The 21,448-nt window shown below is 66.5% G+C and carries 22 protein-coding genes and 5 tRNA genes; 24 read left to right on the top strand and 3 right to left on the bottom strand.

Features of this window, described 5'->3' with window-relative positions; translation table 11 throughout:
- Positions 1–252: 252 nt before the first annotated feature.
- Positions 253–2,271 (top strand): elongation factor G, encoded by a 2,019-nt coding sequence (locus FS885_RS05400; RefSeq protein WP_144744049.1) that lies wholly within the window; start codon positions 253–255, stop codon positions 2,269–2,271.
- A gap of 83 nt (positions 2,272–2,354) precedes the next feature.
- On the opposite strand, the gene FS885_RS05395 is transcribed toward FS885_RS05400, so the two are convergent.
- A tRNA-Thr gene (locus tag FS885_RS05395) sits at positions 2,355–2,429 on the bottom strand.
- A gap of 357 nt (positions 2,430–2,786) precedes the next feature.
- On the opposite strand from FS885_RS05395, the gene FS885_RS05390 reads away from it, so the two are divergent.
- From FS885_RS05390 to FS885_RS05310, 17 genes are all read left to right on the top strand, one after another.
- Positions 2,787–2,871: transfer RNA gene (locus FS885_RS05390), tRNA-Tyr, on the top strand.
- A gap of 10 nt (positions 2,872–2,881) precedes the next feature.
- A tRNA-Thr gene (locus FS885_RS05385) sits at positions 2,882–2,957 on the top strand.
- A 4-nt stretch (positions 2,958–2,961) separates the two neighbouring features.
- A tRNA-Met gene (locus tag FS885_RS05380) sits at positions 2,962–3,038 on the top strand.
- Positions 3,039–3,125: 87 nt separating this feature from the next.
- Complete coding sequence (tuf, locus tag FS885_RS05375; RefSeq protein ID WP_144744048.1) at positions 3,126–4,316, top strand: elongation factor Tu; 1,191 nt, start codon at positions 3,126–3,128, stop codon at positions 4,314–4,316.
- Between the two features lie 185 nt (positions 4,317–4,501).
- Positions 4,502–4,747, top strand: coding sequence for a 50S ribosomal protein L33 (rpmG, locus tag FS885_RS10180; RefSeq protein WP_425458924.1), 246 nt, complete (start codon positions 4,502–4,504; stop codon positions 4,745–4,747).
- Between the two features lie 15 nt (positions 4,748–4,762).
- A tRNA-Trp gene (locus tag FS885_RS05365) sits at positions 4,763–4,838 on the top strand.
- Positions 4,839–4,913: 75 nt separating this feature from the next.
- On the top strand, positions 4,914–5,315 hold the full coding sequence (gene secE, locus FS885_RS05360) for a preprotein translocase subunit SecE (protein WP_144744046.1): 402 nt from the start codon (positions 4,914–4,916) through the stop codon (positions 5,313–5,315).
- A 1-nt stretch (position 5,316) separates the two neighbouring features.
- A complete protein-coding gene (nusG, locus tag FS885_RS05355; protein WP_144744045.1) occupies positions 5,317–5,853 on the top strand; it encodes a transcription termination/antitermination protein NusG in 537 nt (178 codons plus the stop codon).
- Between the two features lie 120 nt (positions 5,854–5,973).
- Entirely contained in the window at positions 5,974–6,402 is a 429-nt protein-coding gene (gene rplK, locus FS885_RS05350) for a 50S ribosomal protein L11 (protein ID WP_144744044.1), read from the top strand.
- Between the two features lie 103 nt (positions 6,403–6,505).
- Positions 6,506–7,213, top strand: coding sequence for a 50S ribosomal protein L1 (gene rplA, locus FS885_RS05345; RefSeq protein ID WP_144744043.1), 708 nt, complete (start codon positions 6,506–6,508; stop codon positions 7,211–7,213).
- A 203-nt stretch (positions 7,214–7,416) separates the two neighbouring features.
- Positions 7,417–7,767: a PadR family transcriptional regulator gene (locus FS885_RS05340; RefSeq protein ID WP_144744042.1), complete on the top strand. Its 351-nt coding sequence runs from the start codon at positions 7,417–7,419 to the stop codon at positions 7,765–7,767.
- Positions 7,764–8,921 carry a permease prefix domain 1-containing protein gene (locus FS885_RS05335; RefSeq protein WP_144744041.1) on the top strand — a complete coding sequence of 386 codons (1,158 nt, stop codon included), beginning with the start codon at positions 7,764–7,766 and terminating at the stop codon, positions 8,919–8,921. The genes FS885_RS05340 and FS885_RS05335 overlap by 4 nt, the downstream gene beginning before the upstream one ends.
- A gap of 372 nt (positions 8,922–9,293) precedes the next feature.
- Positions 9,294–10,817, top strand: a complete 1,524-nt coding sequence (locus FS885_RS05330; protein ID WP_144744040.1) for a 2-isopropylmalate synthase — start codon at positions 9,294–9,296, stop codon at positions 10,815–10,817.
- Between the two features lie 81 nt (positions 10,818–10,898).
- Complete coding sequence (gene leuC, locus FS885_RS05325; protein WP_186365787.1) at positions 10,899–12,164, top strand: 3-isopropylmalate dehydratase large subunit; 1,266 nt, start codon at positions 10,899–10,901, stop codon at positions 12,162–12,164.
- Between the two features lie 82 nt (positions 12,165–12,246).
- Positions 12,247–12,747: a 3-isopropylmalate dehydratase small subunit gene (locus tag FS885_RS05320; RefSeq protein WP_144744039.1), complete on the top strand. Its 501-nt coding sequence runs from the start codon at positions 12,247–12,249 to the stop codon at positions 12,745–12,747.
- 80 nt (positions 12,748–12,827) lie between these two features.
- On the top strand, positions 12,828–14,012 hold the full coding sequence (gene leuB, locus FS885_RS05315) for a 3-isopropylmalate dehydrogenase (protein WP_246060798.1): 1,185 nt from the start codon (positions 12,828–12,830) through the stop codon (positions 14,010–14,012).
- Positions 14,013–14,156: 144 nt separating this feature from the next.
- Positions 14,157–14,789 carry a hypothetical protein gene (locus FS885_RS05310; RefSeq protein ID WP_144744038.1) on the top strand — a complete coding sequence of 211 codons (633 nt, stop codon included), beginning with the start codon at positions 14,157–14,159 and terminating at the stop codon, positions 14,787–14,789.
- Between the two features lie 270 nt (positions 14,790–15,059).
- On the opposite strand, the gene FS885_RS05305 is transcribed toward FS885_RS05310, so the two are convergent.
- On the bottom strand, positions 15,060–15,746 hold the full coding sequence (locus tag FS885_RS05305) for a hypothetical protein (RefSeq protein WP_144744037.1): 687 nt from the start codon (positions 15,744–15,746) through the stop codon (positions 15,060–15,062).
- A gap of 182 nt (positions 15,747–15,928) precedes the next feature.
- On the opposite strand from FS885_RS05305, the gene FS885_RS05300 reads away from it, so the two are divergent.
- The 6 genes from FS885_RS05300 to FS885_RS05275 all read left to right on the top strand — a co-directional run bounded on the left by FS885_RS05300 (position 15,929) and on the right by FS885_RS05275 (position 21,098).
- Positions 15,929–16,390 (top strand): helix-turn-helix domain-containing protein, encoded by a 462-nt coding sequence (locus FS885_RS05300; protein ID WP_144744036.1) that lies wholly within the window; start codon positions 15,929–15,931, stop codon positions 16,388–16,390.
- Between the two features lie 188 nt (positions 16,391–16,578).
- On the top strand, positions 16,579–18,240 hold the full coding sequence (locus FS885_RS05295; protein ID WP_144744035.1) for a protein kinase domain-containing protein: 1,662 nt from the start codon (positions 16,579–16,581) through the stop codon (positions 18,238–18,240).
- A gap of 329 nt (positions 18,241–18,569) precedes the next feature.
- Positions 18,570–19,439, top strand: coding sequence for a MerR family transcriptional regulator (locus tag FS885_RS05290; protein WP_144744034.1), 870 nt, complete (start codon positions 18,570–18,572; stop codon positions 19,437–19,439).
- 21 nt (positions 19,440–19,460) lie between these two features.
- Entirely contained in the window at positions 19,461–20,066 is a 606-nt protein-coding gene (locus FS885_RS05285) for a hypothetical protein (RefSeq protein WP_144744033.1), read from the top strand.
- Positions 20,067–20,107: 41 nt separating this feature from the next.
- Positions 20,108–20,857 (top strand): hypothetical protein, encoded by a 750-nt coding sequence (locus tag FS885_RS05280; RefSeq protein ID WP_144744032.1) that lies wholly within the window; start codon positions 20,108–20,110, stop codon positions 20,855–20,857.
- Between the two features lie 46 nt (positions 20,858–20,903).
- A complete protein-coding gene (locus tag FS885_RS05275) occupies positions 20,904–21,098 on the top strand; it encodes a hypothetical protein (protein WP_144744031.1) in 195 nt (64 codons plus the stop codon).
- Between the two features lie 66 nt (positions 21,099–21,164).
- Here FS885_RS05275 and FS885_RS05270 read toward each other — a convergent pair whose 3' ends face one another.
- Positions 21,165–21,380 (bottom strand): helix-turn-helix domain-containing protein, encoded by a 216-nt coding sequence (locus FS885_RS05270; protein WP_144744030.1) that lies wholly within the window; start codon positions 21,378–21,380, stop codon positions 21,165–21,167.
- Between the last annotated feature and the right edge of the window lie 68 nt (positions 21,381–21,448).

The following is a 21,448-nucleotide window of genomic DNA, read 5'->3' as shown; positions in this document are numbered from 1 at the left end:
CCGGTGTCCCGGGCGATCGAGGCGACGGTCGCCCCGTTCCTCCCGAGCTTTCTGATATCGTCGATCTTGTCCACGCCGATCATTTCCTCTCTGGCCCCCAATCGTCGTAACCGAAGCAACGACAACGTTAGGCCGAACGGGACGGTCGGCGTGCCCGCGCTCAGACCCGAAACTTTTTCGCGCTCATTCCCGAAAGATCACCGCGCCCAAACCCGCAAGACGGAGGCTATCAAACACAGCGAGGGGGAGCGCGTGAGGCAGGCCGTGGTGGGGCTCGTCGCCCATGTCGATGCCGGCAAGACGACGCTTGCGGAGGCGCTGCTCGGCGCGGCGGGGGCCATCCGCCGGCCGGGCCGCGTGGACCACGGTGACGCGCACCTGGACACCGACGCCATGGAGCGCTCGCGCGGCATCACGATCTTCTCGCAGCAGACCGCCTTCGACGCGCGCGGCGTGCACCTCATGCTGCTCGACGCGCCCGGCCACGTGGACTTCTCCGCCGAGGCCGAGCGCACGCTCCAGGCGCTCGACTACGCGGTGCTGGTCATCGGCGCGTCCGACGGCGTGCAGGCGCATACCGAGACGATGTGGGAGCTGCTCCGGCGCTACGGCGTGCCCGTCGCGGTGTTCGTGAACAAGATGGACCTCGTCGCCGCCGGCGACGAGGAGGCGCGCCGCGCGGAGCTGCTGGAGGGCATGCGCGCACGGTTCGGCGCGACCGTCGTGGACGGAGCGGAGCTGCTCGCGGGTTCGGGCGCGGCGCTCGAGGACGCGGCGGCGACCGATGAGCGCGCGCTCGACGAGTACCTGGAGCAGGGCTCGCTGTCCCGTGCGACCGTGCGGCGCCTCGTGGCGGAGCGCCTCGTCTTCCCGGTGTTCTTCGGCTCGGCGCTTAAACGCGCGGGCACGGGGGCGTTCCTCGAGGGGCTCTGCGAGCTCGTGGCGCCCAAGGCATGGCCGGGCGACTTCGCGGCGCGCGTCTTCAAGGTGAGCCGCAACGCGCGCGGCGAGCGGCTCGCCTGGATCAAGGTGACGGGCGGGGTGCTGCGCGCCAAGTCCGTGGTCTCGGGCGTGGAGCGCGGCGAGCCGTGGGAGGAGAAGATCGACCAGGTGCGCCTCTACGACGCGGAGGCGTACCGGACGGTCGCGGAGGTCCCGGCGGGGCGCATCTGCACGGTGACGGGCCTTGCGCATGTGGTGCCGGGAAGCGAGCTCGGCGCCGAGCCGCGCGGGCTCGCCCCGGCGCTCGCCCCGGTCCTCGCGTACCAGGTGATCCCCGAGGGATGCGACGTCCACGCGCTCGTGCGGGCGCTTCGCGAGCTCGCCGACGAGGACCCGCTGCTCGGCACCTCGTGGCAGGAGGAGCTCGGCGAGGTGCGCGTGCAGCTTATGGGCGCGGTGCAGCGCGAGGTGCTGGAGGAGCGCCTGCGCGAGCGCTACGGCCTTGCGGTGTCGTTCGGCCCGGGCGGCATCCTCTATCGCGAGACGGTGACGGCGCCGGTGCGCGGGGTGGGGCACTTCGAGCCGCTCAAGCACTACGCCGAGGCGCAGCTCCTCATCGAGCCCCTGCCGCGTGGCGCGGGACTCGAGGTGGGCACGCGCTGCGCTGAGGACGCGCTCGACCGCAACTGGCAGCGCCTCATCCTCACCCACGTGCTCGAGCGCGAGCACCGCGGCGTGCTGACGGGCGCCCCCATCACCGACGTGCGCATCACGCTTCTGGGCGGGTGTGCGCACGCCAAGCACACCGAGGGCGGGGACTTCCGCCAGGCGACCTACCGGGCGATCCGCCAGGCCCTGATGGAGGCCCGCGCGGCGGGCGCGTGCGCGCTCCTGGAGCCGTGGTACCGCTTCGACCTCGCGGTCCCCGCGGACAAGATCGGCCGTGCGCTCGCCGACGCCCAGCGCATGGCGGCCGTGTTCGACCCGCCCGCGGTCGCGGGCGATATGGCCGAGCTGTCCGGTCGCGCGCCGGCCTCCGAGATGCAGGAGTACGCCCTCGACGTGGCGGGCTACACCGGCGGCCGCGGGCGCCTGCGCCTGGAGTTTTCGGGCTACGATGCCTGCCACGACGCCGACGACATCGTCGCGCGCGCCGCCTACGACCCGGAGGCGGACCTGCCGAACACCCCCGACTCGGTCTTCTGCGCGCATGGCGCCGGCTACACCGTGAAATGGCAGGACGTGCCGGAGCGCGCGCACGTGACCGTGGAGGAGGGGAGCCTGCGCCCGTGGCGCGCGGCCGACGAGTCGTTCTTCGCGCGCGGGTAGCGCTGCGATCTTGTGGAGTAGGAAAGGCAGTCGGCTGAAGAAAAAGGCTCGACGGCAAATGCCCATCGAGCCTGCGACATATATGGAGCCAGCGACAGGAATCGAACCCGCAACCGTCTGATTACAAATCAGATGCTCTACCGTTGAGCCACGCTGGCATGCCCGCGCCGAGGCGCGAAGCCCCTATAGAATACTGAATGGCCTGCGGAGCGACAAGATGCGAGATTGGGATGGCCTTTTCACCATGGGATTGAGGGCCATCTTCGATGTGGGGCGCAGGCGGTGAGGGCCGTGCTCGCAAAGGCGCTCCGTCCATAGCGTTTCCACAGGACATCCATGGGGGATGAGCGGCGAATCCGCAGCTCAAGACCTTTGGGTGCACGTGATGGATACGCCCGGTGGCGTGTATTAGAGCAAAACGGTTGACAGAGGGAGGTCGGCCGTACTACTATTCTCTCGCTCGCGGAGGTGCTTGCTCCGGCATGGACAAACAGCTTTGCGGGTCTTGCTTGACTGGGAGTGTGCCCGAGTGGTTAATGGGGACGGGCTGTAAACCCGTTGGCTCTGCCTACCAAGGTTCGAATCCTTGCGCTCCCACCAGCAAGCAAGTGCCTGTATAGCTCAGTCGGTAGAGCACTTCGTTGGTAACGAAGAGGTCACCAGTTCAAGTCTGGTTGCAGGCTCCAGTACGGCGGTGTAGCTCAGCTGGTTAGAGCACACGGTTCATACCCGTGGCGTCACTGGTTCGAATCCAGTCACCGCTACCAGGTAACAAGGTGGCTTTCCCGCATGGGGGAGCCACTTAAGTTAAAGGGCATGTCCCTGCCGGGGACGACCTCAAGGAGGAGGGCTTTATGGCCAAGGAAAAGTTCGAGCGTACTAAGCCGCATGTTAACATCGGCACCATCGGCCACGTGGACCACGGTAAGACCACGCTGACCGCCGCCATCACCAAGGTTCTCTCCGAGACCGATGGCTGCAAGGCCGACTTCACCGCCTTCGAGAACATCGACAAGGCCCCCGAGGAGCGCGAGCGCGGCATCACCATCTCCGTCGCCCACGTCGAGTACGAGACGGAGACCCGTCACTACGCTCACGTCGACTGCCCCGGCCACGCCGACTACATCAAGAACATGATCTCCGGTGCTGCCCAGATGGACGGCGCTATCCTGGTCATCGCCGCCACCGACGGCCCCATGGCCCAGACCCGCGAGCACATCCTGCTCGCCCGTCAGGTCGGCGTGCCCTACATCGTCGTGTTCCTGAACAAGTGCGACATGGTTGACGACGAGGAGCTTATCGACCTCGTCGAGATGGAGACCCGTGAGCTCCTCTCCGAGTACGATTTCCCCGGCGACGACATCCCCGTGATCCGCGGCTCCGCTCTCGGCGCCCTCAACGGCGAGGAGAAGTGGTACGACTCCATCCGCGAGCTCATGAAGGCCGTCGACGAGTACATCCCGACCCCCGAGCGTGACGACGCCAAGCCGTTCCTGATGGCCGTCGAGGACACCATGACCATCTCCGGCCGTGGTACCGTCGCCACCGGTCGTGTCGAGCGCGGCGTGCTCAAGCTCAACGAGCCCGTCGAGATCGTGGGCATCAAGGAGACCCAGTCCTCCGTCGCCACCGGCATCGAGATGTTCCGCAAGACCATGGACTTCTGCGAGGCTGGCGACAACGTCGGCATCCTGCTCCGCGGCATCAAGCGCGAGGACATCGAGCGCGGCCAGGTTCTCTGCAAGCCCGGCTCGGTGCACCCGCACACCAAGTTCACCGGCGAGGTCTACGTCCTCACCAAGGAGGAGGGCGGCCGCCACACGCCGTTCTTCGATGGCTATCGTCCGCAGTTCTACTTCCGTACCACTGACGTGACCGGTACCGTCAAGCTCCCCGAGGGCACCGAGATGGCCATGCCCGGTGACCACATCACCATCGAGGGCGACCTCATCCACCCGATCGCCATGGAGGAGGGCCTGCGCTTCGCTATCCGCGAGGGTGGCCACACCGTCGGCTCGGGCGTCGTCTCCACGATCATCGAGTAACTCTGAGCCTCTGACTCAGATCGCGTGATCTTCACCCGGCTCCTCTTCGGGGGAGCCGGGTTTTTCTCTCAGGTGCTTCCCGCCCGACACCCTGCCCCGTGCGCATTGGGGTTTCGCGCACTGCGCACGGGGCATGCTGTCGGCAGCATCCAAGCAGGGCGTTTATGAAACGTCTTTGCAGATAGATGCGGGAACGCAACTTTACATTGACAGAAGTCGAAGGCAGATGCTATCGTATCCCATCGTGCCCGTACGGGGCGGTATTTGGAGGTAATCAACTCATGCGTACTCTCGTCACCCTTGCATGCACCGAGTGCAAGCGTCGCAACTATACGACCACCAAGAACAAGGCGAACATGCCGGATCGTATGCAGATCAAGAAGTATTGCCCCTGGTGCCGTCATCACACGGTGCACAAAGAGACCCGCTAGTCTCTTAGCATTCACACGCCAGTAGTTCAATTGGTAGAGCATCGGTCTCCAAAACCGAGTGTTGAGGGTTCGAGTCCTTCCTGGCGTGCCAGTCTTTTATCCGTAAGCCTCGTGAACGAGGCTTACGGTTTCTAGTGTAGAGCGCTTTTTGCGCGGAGGTAGTGGAATGGCCAACAAGAAGCACAAGAAGAAGGCCCAGCAGAACACGCCGCAGGGCGCTCCTGCTTCCGAGGCCTCTACCGCCAAGATGTCGCGCGCGGAGAAGAAGGAGCAGAGCAAGGCTCTCGCCGCCGAGCGCAAGAAGGCCGAGGCCCAGGCTAAGGCCAAGGCCGCCAAGGCCAAGGAGAAGGCGAAGAAGAGCGCCAAGCCAGGCATCTTCGCCCGCATCAAGAACTACTTCTCCTCGGTGCGCACCGAGATGCGCCGCGTCACGTGGCCCAGCAAGAAGGACCTCGTGAACTTCTCCATGGCCGTGTGCGTCTCGCTGGTCGTCGTGGGCATCGCCATCGCGGCCCTCGACTTCATCATCGGCGAGGGGCTGTTCTTCGTCTCTGGTCTGAGGGGGTAACATGTCCAAGCGCTGGTATGTCGTCCACACCTACTCCGGATACGAGAAGAAGGTCAAGACCGACCTCGAGCATCGTATCGAGACCATGGGGATGCAGGACCGCATCTTCGATATCGAGATTCCCATCGAGAGTGTGACCGAGATCAAAGAGGGCGGTAAGCGCGAGACCAAGGACGTCAAGATCTTCCCGGGCTACGTGCTCGTGCGCATGGAGATGGATGACGACGCCTGGACCTGCGTGCGCAACACCCAGGGCGTCACCGGGTTCCTCGGTGCCAACGGCAAGCCCTCGCCGCTCTCGCGCGACGAGTACAACAAGATGATGCACAAGTCCAAGAAGGGCGAGGCGCCCAAGCGCACCGCCGTGGGCCTCGAGGTCGGCACCGCCGTCCGCGTGACCTCCGGCCCGCTCGCCGACTTCGATGGCCAGATCTCCGAGGTCAACGCCGAGGCCGGCAAGGTCAAGGTCACCCTCATGATCTTCGGCCGCGAGACCCCCGTCGAGCTCGGCTTCGATCAGGTGGCCGTGATCGCCTAAGGTCGTCCGTTCGCGTGTGCCCGTTTCCCTCGTGGCCGCTCACCATCGGGGATGCTTCTAGCGAGCAGGCGCTGACGATATAGCATGTCAGGTACCGTTACGGTTCAGGAAGGTTTCAAGATGGCTGATAAGAAGGTCGCTACCGTCATCAAGCTTCAGATTCCTGCCGGCCAGGCCAACCCGGCGCCCCCCGTGGGCCCCGCGCTCGGTGCTGCCCAGGTCAACATCATGCAGTTCTGCCAGGCGTTCAACGCCGCCACGCAGGACAAGGCCGGTGACGTCATCCCCGTCGTCATCACCGTGTTCGAGGACCGCTCGTTCTCCTTCGAGTGCCACACGCCGCCCGCGGCGCACCTCATCAAGAAGGAGCTCAAGCTCAAGAGCGGTTCCGCCGTGCCGCAGCGCGACAAGGTCGGCCAGCTCACCGACGAGCAGCTCACCAAGATCGCCGAGATCAAGATGCCGGACCTCAATGCCAACGACATCGAGGCCGCCAAGAAGATCGTCGCCGGTACCGCCCGCTCCATGGGCGTGACCATCGCCGAGTAACTTCGTCACCTGCGGGCTCGCCAGAGGGGCGGGCCCGTTCGTGCGCAATGGGGCGCACATCGATGTGGGAGGGCTTCCGCCCGTTGACCACAGGAGGTAGAACATGCCTAAGCATGGAAAGAATTTCCGCGCCGCCGCGGAGAAGGTCGAGAAGTTCAAGCTCTACAGCCCGCTCGAGGCCGTCCGCCTCGTGAAGGAGGTCGCACCGGCCAAGTTCGACGAGACCGTCGAGGCTCACTTCCGCCTGGGTATCGACACCCGTAAGGCCGACCAGAACATCCGCGGCTCCATCTCGCTGCCCCACGGCACCGGCAAGACCGTGCGCGTCGCCGTCTTCGCCGAGGGCGAGAAGGCCCGCGAGGCCGAAGAGGCCGGCGCCGACATCGTCGGTTCCGACGAGCTCGTGGCCGCGATCCAGGGCGGCGAGATCAACTTCGACGCCGCGATCGCCACGCCGAACATGATGGCCAAGGTCGGCCGCATCGGTAAGATCCTCGGCCCCCGTGGCCTCATGCCGAACCCCAAGCTCGGCACCGTGACCATGGACGTCGCCAAGATGGTCTCCGAGCTCAAGGCCGGCCGCGTTGAGTACCGCGCCGACCGCTACGGCATCTGCCACGTGCCGGTGGGCCGCGTCTCCTTCGACGACCAGAAGCTCGTCGAGAACTACGCCGCGCTCTACACCGAGATCCTGCGCGTGAAGCCGTCTTCCGCCAAGGGCCGCTACGTGAAGAGCATCGCGCTCTCCTCGACCATGGGCCCGGGCGTCAAGGTCGACCCCGCCGTCCAGCGCGACTTCATGGCCGAGTAGCATCGAGCCAAGGGGACAGGGCCGATCGTGCCTTTGAGGACAGGGCCCTCTGAACACAAGCTCATAGCTTGTCTAAAGCCGGTTCCTTCGGGAGCCGGCTTTTTTCGTTCTCGGGGCACTGTGCTCAAAATAGTATATCGACACACATAGTAATGTGTGTTACATTAGCGCCAAGAGGAGCCGACACCCGAGGAGGTGACGCAATGGCCACGAGAGATGCGGTAAGCGACCTGATTCGCGGGAACATCGACGCCATCATCCTCTGCACGCTCGCAGACGGCGACAGCTACGGCTACGAGATCCTGAAGGACATCGCGACCGCCAGCCATGGGGAGTACGAGATGAAGGAACCCTCGCTCTACACGAGCCTCAAGCGGCTGGAGGGCCAGGGGTTCGTGCAGAGCTATTGGGGTGACGAGACCCAGGGCGCGCGCCGCAAGTACTACCGCGTGACGCCGGCGGGCGAGCTCGAGCTGCGCGAGGCGACCGAGCGCTGGGTGCGCGTGCGCGACATCATCGACCATTTGCTCAAGCAGGACGGAGGAGACCGATGAACGAGCTGCGCATGTACGTGGAGCACCTCTTCGAGGGACGGGTGCTCACGCCGGAGAACATCGAGCTTAAGGAAGAGATCTACGGGAACCTCGTCGCCCGCTACGAGGACTACGTGGCTTCGGGCATGGACGAGGCCGAGGCGCTGGAGAAGACCAAGGCGAGCTTCACGAGCCTGGATGATCTGCAGGAGGACGACGGGGCCGCAGCGGAGCCGGTTCAGGCATCGGCGGCAGCAGCCCCCGCGGAGCCCGCCGGCACGGAGCCTGCGGCCGCGGGAACCGAGCCGACGCGCGTGATGCCCGCCGCGGTGGCCCCGGCTGCAGAGGGGGCGCCCCAGGCCCCGGCGGTGCCAGCGGCAAGCGGCGCCGCGAAGGGCGGCGACGGCACCCGCCCGTGGAAGAAGGTCGCCACCATCGCCGCGGCGGTCATCCTGGTGCTCGTGGCGGCGGTCGGCGTGTACGAGATCGCGATCGAGCCCATGCTCGACCACGCGGAGGACATGGCGGAGGATGCGGCGGAGCTCCAGTACGAGAGCCAGCGCAACCAGGCGCAGAACCAGGGTGCAGGCGCCCAGGGCAACGCCGCGAACGGTCAGGGCGCCCAAGACGGCGCGGCGACGACCCCGCACTTCGAGGACGACGAGGACCGGCGCGAGTACGAGGCCACCAAGGCGCTCGATGACGCGCGTGTGACGGTGACGGCCGAGACGCTCGGCGAGTCCGTGGGCCAGGCCGCGCCGGACCGCGTGTTCTTCCAGGCGCTCCCGCTCGGCGACGCCATCCGCTCGACGGGCGCGGAGCAGCAGAGCAACGCGTCCTTCAACGTCGACTACGACGGCGTCTCGGAGGATATCGACGGGGACGCCGTGGACCGCGCGCTCGTGTTCAACGCCGCGGTGGCCTTCTGCGTCTACCCGGAGCTCCAGACACTGAACCTCACGGTCAGGGAGGAGTTCGAGAGCGATTGGGACCTCGAGATCTACTCCTTCGACCGCGCGACGCTCGAGCACGCGTTCTCGAACGCGACGGACGGCGCCATCGCGCAGCTCGATGCGACGCAGATCTCCACGCAGGACGCGCTGAACACGCTGAGGAGCTGTGCCGCCCGCGAGCAGTTCTGCGAGCGCCAGGTGGACTACGCCGAGGTCCAGTGACGGAATTCAGGGTTGCGCCGCGCGCATGTTCTGGTAGACTTTAGCGCAATGCAGTGAACCCCGGCTTGGGGGCTGTAGACGAGAGGACCGCCCTATGGAGCGCATGGCACACATCGAGATGCAGGCACCCGCCCGCGGCTGTGCCGTCTCGCTCGTGAACCTAGGCGCCCTACTACTACGTACCGGTACGTGGTAGGGCCGCTCGTCTCGATAACTGCTGAGGTAAGCATCTGAGGAAGCACCCCATCGCGTACCAGACCCGCTTTGCAGGGCGTTGCGCGAACGGGGTGCTTCTCGTTTTCCGTATGAGGTCGTGTTCAGCCTCCTGCACAGCACCGTATCCGGAACCGGATCGAACCGACAGGAGGAACCATGACCCGCAAGATCAACATCTTCGACACCACGCTCCGCGACGGCGAGCAGTCGCCCGGCGCCAGCATGAACACCGAGGAGAAGCTCGTCATCGCGCGCCAGCTCATCCGCATGAACGTCGACGTCATCGAGGCGGGCTTCCCCGTTTCGAGCCCGGGCGACTTCAAGAGCGTCCAGGAGATCGGCATGCTCGCGGGCGACAGGTGCACCGTCTGCGGCCTCACGCGCGCCGTCGACAGGGACATCGAGGTCGCCGCCGAGGCGCTCAAGAGCGCCAAGCGCCCGCGCATCCACACGGGCCTGGGCGTCTCGCCGAGCCATCTGCGCGACAAGCTGCGCCTGAGCGAGGACGAGGCCATCGAGCGCGCGGTCCACGCGGTGAAGCTCGCGCGCAACTTCGTCGACGACGTCGAGTTCTACGCCGAGGACGCCGGCCGCGCCGACCAGGACTTCCTCGTGCGCATCATCGAGGCGGCCGTCAAGGCGGGCGCCACCGTGGTGAACATCCCCGACACGACGGGCTACAACATGCCCTGGGCCTTCGGCGCGCGCATCGCCGACCTGCGCGAGCGCGTCGACGGCATCGAGGACGTGACCATCTCTGTGCACACGCACAACGACCTGGGCATGGCCACGGCGCTCGCCATCGAGGCCGTGCGAGCCGGAGCCACGCAGGTCGAGTGCACCGTGAACGGCCTCGGCGAGCGCGCGGGCAACACGGCGCTCGAGGAGGTCGTCATGGCGATCCACATGCACGGCGAGGAGCTCGACGCGCATACCGACATCGTGACCAAGGAACTCACCCGCGCCTCGAAGCTCGTGAGCTCGATCACCGGCATGAACGTGCAGGCCAACAAGGCGATCGTGGGCGCCAACGCCTTCGCGCACTCCTCGGGCATCCACCAGGATGGCGTGCTCAAGGCCCGCGACACCTACGAGATCATCGACCCCGCCGACGTGGGCGCCGGCGGCTCGCAGATCATCCTCACCGCCCGCTCCGGCCACGCGGCGCTGCGCCACCGCATGGGCGAGCTCGGCTTCACCTTCACCGACGAGGAGTTCGAGGGCGTCTACCAGTCCTTCCTCGAGGTGGCGGACAAGAAGAAGGAGGTCTACGACGAGGACCTCGAGAGCATCGTGCACGAGCGCGAGCGCGTCTCCACGGCGGTGTGGGATCTCGACGCCGTGCAGGTCTCCTGCGGCTTCCCGCTCACCCCGACGGCGACCATCACCCTCACCAACGTCGACGGCGAGACCTTCACCGAGTGCGCCTACGGCACCGGCCCCATCGACGCGGCGTACAAGGCGGTCGACAAGATCGTGGCCGTGGCGAACGACCTCTCCGAGTTCTCGGTCAAGGCCGTGACGCGCGGCATCGACGCGCTGGGCGAGGTCACCGTGCGCGTGACCGCCGAGAACGGCGAGGTCTACATCGGCCGCGGGTCGGACGGCGACATCATCGTGTCGTCGACCAAGGCCTACCTGAACGCGCTCAACCGCCTCATCTCCGACCAGGGCAGGTAGCCTAGGCAAATGCGAAAGGCAGGCGCCCGCCGCGCAAGGTGGCGGGCGTGTCTTGTGAACGAGAACGGAAGGAAGATCCCCATGCCACGTCCCATGACCGTAGCCGAGAAGATCCTGGCCGCGCACGCCGGCCTGGATGAGGTCCGCCCGGGCCAGCTCGTCGAGTGCGACCTCGACATCGTGCTCGCGAACGACATCACCGCGCCCATCGCGATCGATGTCTTCCACGAGCTGGGCGCCGAGCGCGTCTTCGACCGCGACCGCGTCTGCCTCGTCCCCGACCACTACGCGCCGAACAAGGACATCAAGAGCGCCGAGCAGACCAAGAAGATGCGCGAGTTCGCCCGCGAGCAGCACGTCACCCACTACTGGGAGCAGGGCTGCATGGGCGTCGAGCACGCGCTCCTGCCCGAGCAGGGCGTCGTGGTGCCCGGCGACCTCATCATCGGCGCCGACTCGCACACCTGCACCTACGGCGCGCTCGGCGCGTTCTCGACGGGCGTGGGCTCCACCGACGCGGGCGTGGGCATCGCCACGGGCCGCGGCTGGTTCAAGGTGCCGCCCACCATCTGCGTCGAGATCGACGGCGAGCTCGCCGACGGCGCGAGCGCCAAGGACGTCATCCTGCACCTGATCGGCCTCATCGGCGTGGACGGGGCCCTCTACCAGGCGATCGAGTTCGCCGGTTCCACCATCCGCTCGATGTCGATGGAGGGGCGCATGACCATCTCCAACATGGCGATCGAGGCGGGCGGCAAGGCGGGCATCATGGAGGTCGACGACGTCTGCCGCGCCTGGTGCGAGGGCCGCTCGCAGCGCTCGCCGGTCGAGTGCCACGCCGACCCGGACGCCGAGTACGCGCGCGTGATCCATATCGACGCCGCCGACATCGAGCCGTGCGTCTCGTGGCCGCACCTGCCGAGCAACACGCACCCGGTGCGCGAGTCGACGCATATCGCCATCGACCAGGCGGTCATCGGCAGCTGCACCAACGGGCGCATCGAGGACATGCGCGCCGCCGCCGAGGTGCTGCGCGGGCGCCGCGTCGCCGACACCGTGCGCTGCATCGTGATCCCGGCGACGCAGGCCGTCTTCAAGCAGTGCATCGCCGAGGGCCTGGCGGATGCGTTCATCGACGCCGGCTGCGTGTTCTCGACGCCCACGTGCGGCCCGTGCCTGGGCGGCTACATGGGCATCCTCGCCGCGGGCGAGCGCTGCGTGTCGACCACGAACCGTAACTTCGTGGGCCGCATGGGCGATCCCACGAGCGAGGTCTACCTCGCGAGCCCGGCCGTCGCCGCGGCGAGCGCCGTCGCCGGCCACATCTGCGCGCCCTCCGACCTCTAGGCCGTCCCGCTGCCGTCCCGGCCCCAGGCGAACGATACCGGAGCCCGCGCCGCCGCGCGGTCCCCGCGAGAAAGGAACACCCATGCATTTCGAAGGAACCGTCTTCAAGTACGGGCGCGACGTCGACACGGACGTCATCATCCCGGCCCGTTACCTCAACAGCTCCGACCATGCGCACCTGGCGTCGCATGCGATGGAGGACCTCGACCCGACGTTCCATGAGCGCGTGAAGCCCGGCGACATCGTCGTCGCCGAGGAGAACTTCGGCTGCGGCTCGTCGCGCGAGCACGCGTCCGTGGCTCTCAAGGCCGCCGGCGTGTCCTGCGTGATCGCCAAGAGCTTCGCGCGCATCTTCTACCGCAACGCCATCAACGTGGGTCTCGCCATCATGGAGTGCCCGGAGGCCGCCGACGCGATCGCTGACGGCGAGCGCGTGTCGGTCGATACCGAGACCGGGACCATCACCGACCTCGATACCGGCGCGGTCTTCACGGCGGAGCCGTTCCCGCCGTTCATCGCCGAGATCATCGAGGCCGGCGGCCTCGTGGAGCGCACGCGCGCCAAGCTGGCCGCGGCGAAGTAGCCGCCCCGCGCGGGGCCGTTCGCGCGCGTCTGCCGGCGTGCGGGCTGCCCCGCGTCCCGCCGTGAGAAAGGAAGGCCGCCGTGCCGTTGGATAACCCGTTCGCCAAGGGACCGTCGTCGATGAGTTGGAGCTGCAACGTGAAGAAGAGCTATAGGATCTGCACCCTGCCCGGTGACGGCATCGGGCCCGAGATCATCGCGGAGGGCAAGAAGGTGCTCGCCGCCGTCGGGAAGAAGTACGGCGTCGAGTTCGCCTGCGAGGACGCACTGATCGGCGGCGCGGCGATCGACGCCACGCGCGCGGCGGGCGAGGAGCCCACGGCGCTGCCCGACGCCACCCTCGAGGCCGCGCGCGCCTCGGATGCGGTGCTTCTGGCCTCCGTCGGCGGACCCAAATGGGACACGACCGACCCGGCCGCCCCGCGCCCGGAGCAGGGGCTTCTGAAGATCCGCAAGGAGCTCGGCCTCTACACCAACCTACGGCCGGTGCAGATCTTCGCTGCGCTCGCCGGCGCCTCGACGCTGCGCCCTGAGGTCATCGACGGCGTGGACATGATGATCGTGCGCGAGCTCACGGGCGGCCTGTACTTCGGCCGCCGCGAGCGCTTCTACGGCGAGGAGGGCGCCGGCGCGGACGGAGGTCCCGGTCAGCGCGCCTACGACACGCTCGAGTACCGCGAGTACGAGGTCGAGCGCATCGCGCGCCAGGCATTCGAGGCCGCGCGCAAGCGTCGGGGCAAGGTGTCGAGCGTCGACAAGGCGAACGTGCTCGAGACGAGTCGCATGTGGCGCGAGGTCGTCCACCGCGTCCACGACGCGGAGTACGCGGACGTGGAACTCGAGGACGTGCTCGTGGACAACGCGGCCATGCAGCTCATCAACCGCCCCGCGACCTTCGATGTCGTGGTGACCGAGAACATGTTCGGCGACATCCTCTCCGACGAGGCGGCGCAGATCACCGGATCGCTCGGCATGCTCGCCTCCGCGAGCCTGGGGGACGGCGTGGCGCTCTACGAGCCGAGCCACGGCTCCGCGCCCGACATCGCGGGCCAGGGCATCGCGAACCCGCTCGCGCAGATCCTCTCGGTCGAGATGATGCTGCGCTACAGCTTCGACATGGGGGATGCGGCCGACGACATCCGCCGCGCGGTGACCGCGGTCCTCGACGAGGGGTGGCGCACGCGCGACATCGCCGACGCTGCGACGCCCGCCGACCGCGTGCTCGGCTGCGCGGCCATGGGCGACGCGGTGGTGGCCCGCCTGTAAGGTTTCGGGCTCGATACGGTAAGGGGCCGGCATGCCCCCGGGTCGAGCGTGTAAGGACTCGGGACATGCCGGCCCCCGTGCGCCGCGTGCGCGGGTCGGGGTGTTACAGTCGTACTTGAGGGCGAGCTCGGGGAGGTGGGCGACATGCATGACGAGCGGGCGGAGCCGCCCACCGAGGAGGAGCTCAAGGACATGTCCCAAGAGGAGCTCGTCGAGCTCATCCGCAGGCGCGTGGCGCAGGAGGAGGCCGAGAGCCCCGTCCAGGAGCCCGTGCCCGTGCGGCGCCTCGTCGGCTGCGGCGCGGCGGTCCTTCTCGCCGTCGCGTTCGGCATCTGCATCATGCTGCGCTCGTTCGGCCTGCTCATCATGGGGGTTTCTGGCATCGTGGGGACGTACGCCCTCGCCGTGCTGTTCGCCCTCGTCATCGCTTGGGTCGCGCGTCCGGTCGCCGGGGCCGTCATGGACGTGCGCCAACCGGTGAAGCGCGCGCTCGCCGCTATCGGGATACTCGGATGCCTCGCCTGGCGGTTCGTGCTGTGCCCCATCCTCGATATCCCGCGCTTGGCGTCGCCTGCGGTCGTCGAGCTACGTGATGTGGAGGTGTATAGCGATCCCGGGGAGTTCGGCGTGGATTACCGGCTCAAGGGCGAGGACGCTTCCGGCGCGCGCTTCGTCTTCACGGTCGATGAGGGATTCCACGACGCATGGGACCCCGCGGATGACGATGCGACCGTGACCTATCTGCCCTACTCGCGGACGGTGCTCGCGGTGGAGTAGGCGGCGCGATCGGGCGCCTGCCAGCCCCTTCATGGGGGCTCTCGCCTGAGCCTCGGAATCGCGGTCGCGCCCTTGCCGGGCCCGCGCGCACGTTCGTTGCGGTATTCGGTGTGAGAATCGCTCCCTCCTTCTTCCATAAGGAAGGCCCGATTGCTCTACCTGGGGATTTATCAGCTCGATATCCCGGTCTCCGGCGCCTTCCCGGTTCTTCACACCGAATACCGCAACGAACGTGCGCGGAGGCCGGATTCCGGGCGCCAGATTCGGGTTCTAGGGGTTCAGCGAGCCGCCGAAATAGGGGATGAAGAGCAGCAGCGCGGCCATGCTCGCGCAGAAGAGCAACATGCCGCAGATCACGAGCGCCCTGGGCCAGCGCTTGAACGGCCGCCCGCCCGCGAAGCCGGCGGTGGCGATGAGGCACATGAAGATGCTGATGCCGAGGAAGATCATCGCGACGCCCTCGCAGGTCGCGAGACGCGGCAGGTCGGCGGCCGCGACGCCGGCGTAATGGTAGCTGTGGAGCATGCTCACGTCGCCCGTGGCGATCATGTAGATGCCGGGGCCGATGCCGATGAGCGAGAGGGCCGCGCCGATGATGCCGCAGACCGCGAGGCGCGTGCCCGGCGCCATCGAGCTCAGGAAACCCATTTCGCCGCCGGTGATGAGGCCGCCGTTGTGCCTCACGATCGAGACGATGGTTCCCGCGACGCTGAGCACCATGAGCGCGATGCCCAGGCCCAAACACCAGGTGGGCAGCATCTCGGGCGTGATGAGCATGCAGCCGATGCCGCACGCCACGAGCCCGACGCCGGTCTCGCGCGCGAGCGCGGGCAGCTCGGAAGCCGGCGTGGTCGCGTAGTGGTAGCTGTGCAGCAGGCGGGGGTTGCCGCTCACGATCTGGTAGATGCCCATCGCGACGATGCACGCCCCGATTCCGAGGCAGATGAACGATTCCATCCCAAACCGCCCTTTCCAAGCGCCGATAGAAATCGACGCAAGTATAGTCTTGCGCGCCCGTAATGCAAGGGGCGGGGACGCGACATGCGCCCCCGTGCACGGGCTGCGCGCGACGTCGAACTTGCGAGGCGGGCACGCGCCCGCTCGGCTTTCGCTATCATGGGTGCGGAAAGGGGGGAACCATGTCCGATGATGTTGCGCGGGAAGGCAAACGGGTCGAAGAGCGCCTGACCGAGGACCTGCTCGAGGAGCTGCTCAAGACCGAGCACCCTGAGGACTACCTCCTGCATGAGGTACTGGTCGACGAGACCCTTCCCGGTTACCTGAACGAGCTGCTCGCCCAGCGGGACATATCCCGGGCGGCGGTCGTGCGCGCGAGCGGCATCACCAGCGCCTTTCTCTACGAGCTCTTTGCGGGCAAGAGCGCACCGCGTCGCGACACCGCGATCATGCTCGCGTTCGGGCTTGGCTGCACCCTCAAGGAGACCCAGCGCCTGCTCAAGATAGCCGGGCTGTCCGAGCTGTGGCCCAAACGTCACCGCGACGCCGTGATTATCTGGTGCATCGACCGGGGCATGTCGCGCGTCGAATGCGATGACGAGCTCTACCGGCTCGGCGAGGAACCGCTGTTCAAGGAGGAGTGACGGGCTGCGTCGGTGCCGCCACCTGAGCGGACTGCTGCGTCGGCCGCTGGACGGGCGCGCCGTCGGTGCCTGGCGCGAGGTTTCCTCCGGCTCGCATCTGGTATCGTTGGATATGCTCGATAACGAGAGCATCCTGTACGCTCCCGTCTCAATTCTGAGCGAGCGCCTGTCGGCAGAGGGGAGGGGCCGTGGACGACGACCGGTTGATGCACGGTATGGGCATCGATGACGCCTATCGCGTGGAGCGCGTCCTCGCCGAGCATCGCGGGTTCAAGACGGAGCTCGTGACCCTCGACGGCGCCGGCCCGTTCGTCCGCAAGAAGATCCCACTCGATCGCGTGAACCGCGGCGTATGGGCAGCGCTGCCGGCATGCGGCTGCCTGCGGCTGCCGCAGCTGGTCGCGACCTATGAGCTGCCGGACGCCTTCGCCGTCGTGTGCTCCTATGTGCCGGGCGAGACGCTCTCGGCACGCGTGCGCCAGCAAGGCGCCCTATCCATACGGGAGGCGCTGCACATCGTGCGCGATCTCTGCGAGGCCGCGGGCGCGCTCCATGCGCGCGGCATCGCGCACTGCGACATCGCGCCGTCGAACATCGTGCTGGCAGCCGACGGTGCGCACCTCATCGACCTGGGGATCGCCCGTATGGTGTCGGACCCCGCGCCCGCGCAGGCTGAAGGGCTGGGCACGCGCGGCTTCGCCTCGCCGGAGCAGCTCTTCGACCGTCCCGACGCGCGCTCGGACGTCTACGCGATCGGGCGCATCCTCGGTTTCATGGTCACGGGCGCGCGTCCCGATGACGAGGGGTACGCGCCCGCGCTCGCGGATACCGCGGCGGTGCCGCCGGCGCTGCGCACCATCATCGAGCGGGCGAGTGCTTACGAGCGCGGCGAGCGCTTCGCAAGTGCGGCCGAGCTGATGCAGGCGCTCGACGGCCTTGAGCTGGAAGAGGGCGCGCGACGGGGCCCCGCAACGGTTTCTGCGTTCCCCGTCCCAGGTGCTCCTGCTCCAAACGCCTCTGCAAATGCCGCTCCGGCGCCCGCTGGCGCGCGCGGACGCAGCAGCAAGGTCTCCCGCGACCGGCGCGTCATCAAGTTCACCCTGCTCGCTCTTGCCGTGGTCATGGCCCTTGCCGCCACGGGCATCATCGTGTGGGAGGCGGTGCGCGACAAAGGCGCCTCGGGACTTTCTGAGGACGAGCGCGCCGAGATGATCCTCGACGAGCTCGGCTACGAGGGCCCTTCGGTTCTCGAGGCTTCCCAGATCGAGGAATCGCTCCAGATCGTCGAGACATGGTGGCGCGAGGGGGACGAGGGGGCGTTCCGCTACGTAGTCGGCGTCCGGAACACGAGCCGAGACCTCATCCTGTCGCATCCGGCGGTCCTCATCACGGCACGTGACGAGCAGGGGTCCGTTATCTCGGTCACGGAGCAGGACATCACCGAGATCGGCCCGGGCGAGGTGCGCTATTACAGCGGTTACGCGGGCGACGATTCCGCCGCCGCGGATTCGGTCGATTTCGATATCGGGTTCTCGTCTGCGGGATCTTCGGTACGCACCGATGCGGGCGAGAGGACCGCTATCGAGGCCTCCGACATCTCCGTCGCGAAAGACGCCGAGTCCCACCCCCTGCTCGCCGGCACCGTCACCACGACATGTCTCGCTCACGAGGCGGACCTCAACGCGGGGGCGCTCGCGACGGTGGTGCTGCGAGACGATGAGGGCGACATCCTGTACGGAATTACCTGGCAGGTTCCCTTACCGGCGGAAGGCGAGACCGAGGAGTTTTCGGTGCCGCTGTTCAACGCCCCCGACTACGCGGACATCGACGTGTACGTCATGCCCAACTAGGGCCGCTGTGCCGCCCCGCGGCGCGACACCTTATGACAATGAAATAACTCTTTGCGCTCCCGCGTGCTGCGGCATTTTCCGGTGCCACCTGAATACTTCGCCGCCCCGATTCGCGAATATCGCAAGTGCTCTTCCGGAAGGGTCCGAGCGGGTCTTGGACCGAGGCACTCCAGAAGGGGGCAGATATGAGCGGAAACCATCGCTGGCGCAAGCCGACGCGAGGAGACGGCGGGCCGCGCCGCACGGCGGGCGCCGCCGGAGGGCGTCGCATGCGCTTCCTTGCCGTCCTGTTACCGGACGGTGCATCGTGGGATGGGGAGGAGGCGACGATGTGGGAGCGTTCGCAGGTTGAACAACTGACGGGCCTGAGCCGGCACATGATCCAGGACCTGTGCTACCAGGACACCAAGCGCGGTGGCCTGGCGTTCTGGGAGCCGGCGGTTTCGAAACCCGGCTACTCGCGCTTCGACGAGGGAGACCTCTTGATGTTCTTCCTCGTCGGCCAGCTCAAGCGGGCGGGCTTCACGCTCGCCGAGGTCGAGGCGACCGTGTTCGACATCCTCGAGGAGGACGGCGCACTCGCATCGACGCTTCGCAAGAAGGCGCATGCCATCCATGAGCGCCGCGCCGGCCTGGACGGGCAGCTCACGGCGCTCGAATGCCTTGAGGACGCGGCGGCGGCCGAGCCGTCCGAGCGCCTCTATGCCGTGATGGCGTCCGCGCTCGCGCAAAGCGTCGACCGGGCGATCGTGGCGGCCGTCGAGCGGACGCAGACCGCAGGCGGCTCGAGGGTTGCGGGCGAGCTTGCTGCCGAGCATCTCCGCTCGCGGTTCCTCGGCCTGGTGGGAGCGCTGATCGTGGCCCTGCAAGGCGCCACCGAGAGGGACGAGGCGACGCAGGACGGCGCCTCGCTTGCAACGGTTGCGCGCGAGATCCGCGACCTCGTTGCCGACGGGTGCGATCCTGGCTGCCCGGCGGCGCGGCGCACGGTGCGGCAGCTGGTGCGCTATCTCGCCGCCGGTGAGGCTGCCGAAGGTACGGAGACGGTGGGCCGCCGCCTTGCGCTTTGCGCCCTCGCGGCGTTCCTCGGCGATGCGGGCAACGGCGTGCCGGTAGAGCTCGTGCTCGGCAACGGGTCGTTCGCGTTCCTGGGAAAGGCGACCGCGGCGTGCTTGGCAGATTTCGATAGCGATCAATAGACGATAGGAGAAGGACCAGTTATGGAAGGGACCAACAACACTATCAACCCAGCGGATAAGAAGGCACCGGTCATGCTCATCGCGCGCATAGCGCTTGCGGTTGCGGCGGCACTGCTCGTCGCGGCGTTCTTCCTGCCGTGGGCGTCGGCGGACGAGGAGTTCCGCGAGGGCGCGGCAGCCCTGCCGGACTTCATGTTCTATGAGCCAGCAGACATGACCGTGGCCGACGCCTGCGATATCTCGCTGCTCGAGTACGCGCAGGTGTACGGGTCCATGGAGGGGACCGCATGGGTGGTCTACATGGTGGTCATGTACGCCGGCCTAGCGCTTTCCGTGGTGGCGCTCCTGCTGGCGGTGCTCGGCAAGCCCATAGGGACGGCGGTCTTCGCGGTGCTCGCATGCGCCGTCTCGCGCCTGCTCGTATGGGACTTCGGCGACCGTGGTGTGCCCCCAGCTCCACGCACGACTGGGGCGCGGCGCCTACGGTCTACCTCATTGCCACCGTCGCGGTCGTCGCGCTCGCGATCTGGCTCGTCATACTCAGGCGTCAAGCGAAGGCCGCTGGGCGAGGACCGGCGAATGCGGAGAGCCGGGCACTCTAGCGTTTGCGGATCACAAAGGATGTAAATGGGCGGCAATAAGTGCGCCCAAACGAGAACAGGAGGAAGATGATGAAACGGATTTTGACGGCGGTGCTCGTGGGTGTCGTTTCCCTGACGATCGCCGGTTGCAACGGGGGCGGACAGGCTTCCGGAGCGAACGCGTCCGGGAATTCCCAGCAGGAGGGTAAGGCGGAGGAGGTTGCTACGGTTTCATCGGGTAATCCCGAGGACGTTCTCGCATCGATGCAGGCTGATTTCAACGATACGGCCCAAGCAATCCATGATGAGCAAGTTGCTCTGTTCAAAGAGGTTGGCGAGAGCTTCGAAGATTACTCCGCAAACGTCGAACTCATTCAGGAGTGGTACGCATTCGCCGTAAGCGAGACGGAGGCTCTGGGCGAGCGTACGCAGGCGAATAGTCGGGTCTATTTCCAGTCGGTCATCGACACCGTCGATCCCAATGATCGCGACGCTCTGTCGGATGCCATCGAAGCGTACTACGATGCGATTTACGATGATGCCTACGGTGACTATTACGATGCCGTCTACGAGGACATCTATAAAGCGATTTACGATCAGTACCACGACGGCATCCTGAACGATGCATTCGATACCGAGGAGTACGGCGTCGTCTCGGATGCCCGTTCTGCTGAGTACGAGAACTGGTCAGACTCGCGCTCCGACGTCTACGAGGCAATCTCAGATGCCCGCTCGGAAATCTACGACATCAGCTCTGACGCTTGGAGCGCGTATTACGACGACGAGTTCGTTATCGATGAGATCTTCCGCGAGTCCGTTGTGAACGTCCAGGAATAACGATGGGTAGGACTTGGTTCGGCGTTGGAATGAGAGGGGTAAATCAATGGCTGTTTCGGAAGATATCGCTCACATTCACGACGACATCCGAGCGAGCGTGATGGCGGCGGCGTACATGCTGTACATCGAGACGAAGCCAGATAATCAGCTTACGCATCGGGAGTTCCAGCGGCGATTCATCGACAATTGGGAAGTGTTCGCGAACCTCGATCTGCCTGATGCCGAAGACGCAAAGAAGTAGGCACGCTAGGTATGCTGTGCGGTGGGGAAGGCAGGCGCCGATCGTGTTCGGTGCCGGCGGGGCTCACTAGAACTGGATGAGGTCCCGCACAGGCATGTCGAGCGCCCTGGCGATGCGGATGAGCACATCGATGCCGACGTCGGCCGTTCCGATCTCGATCTTCCAGAGGTAGGAGCGGCTGACGCCCGTCATGAGGGCGAGCTTCTGCTGGGTGATGCCGTGCTCGGTACGGATGGCCCGGATGTTGGAGCCCAGGCTCCTCTTTTCGCGTACGTTCTCCATTCCGCAAGCATACGTGCGGTATTATCAGATTGTGCTCTCTGTAATGAGCATTCGGACAGTCTACGCGA

The sequence above is a fragment of the Enorma burkinafasonensis genome, assembly GCF_902150035.1.
GTDB classification, from domain to species: domain Bacteria; phylum Actinomycetota; class Coriobacteriia; order Coriobacteriales; family Coriobacteriaceae; genus Enorma; species Enorma burkinafasonensis.
This window is presented reverse-complemented; position numbering and strand designations above follow the sequence as displayed.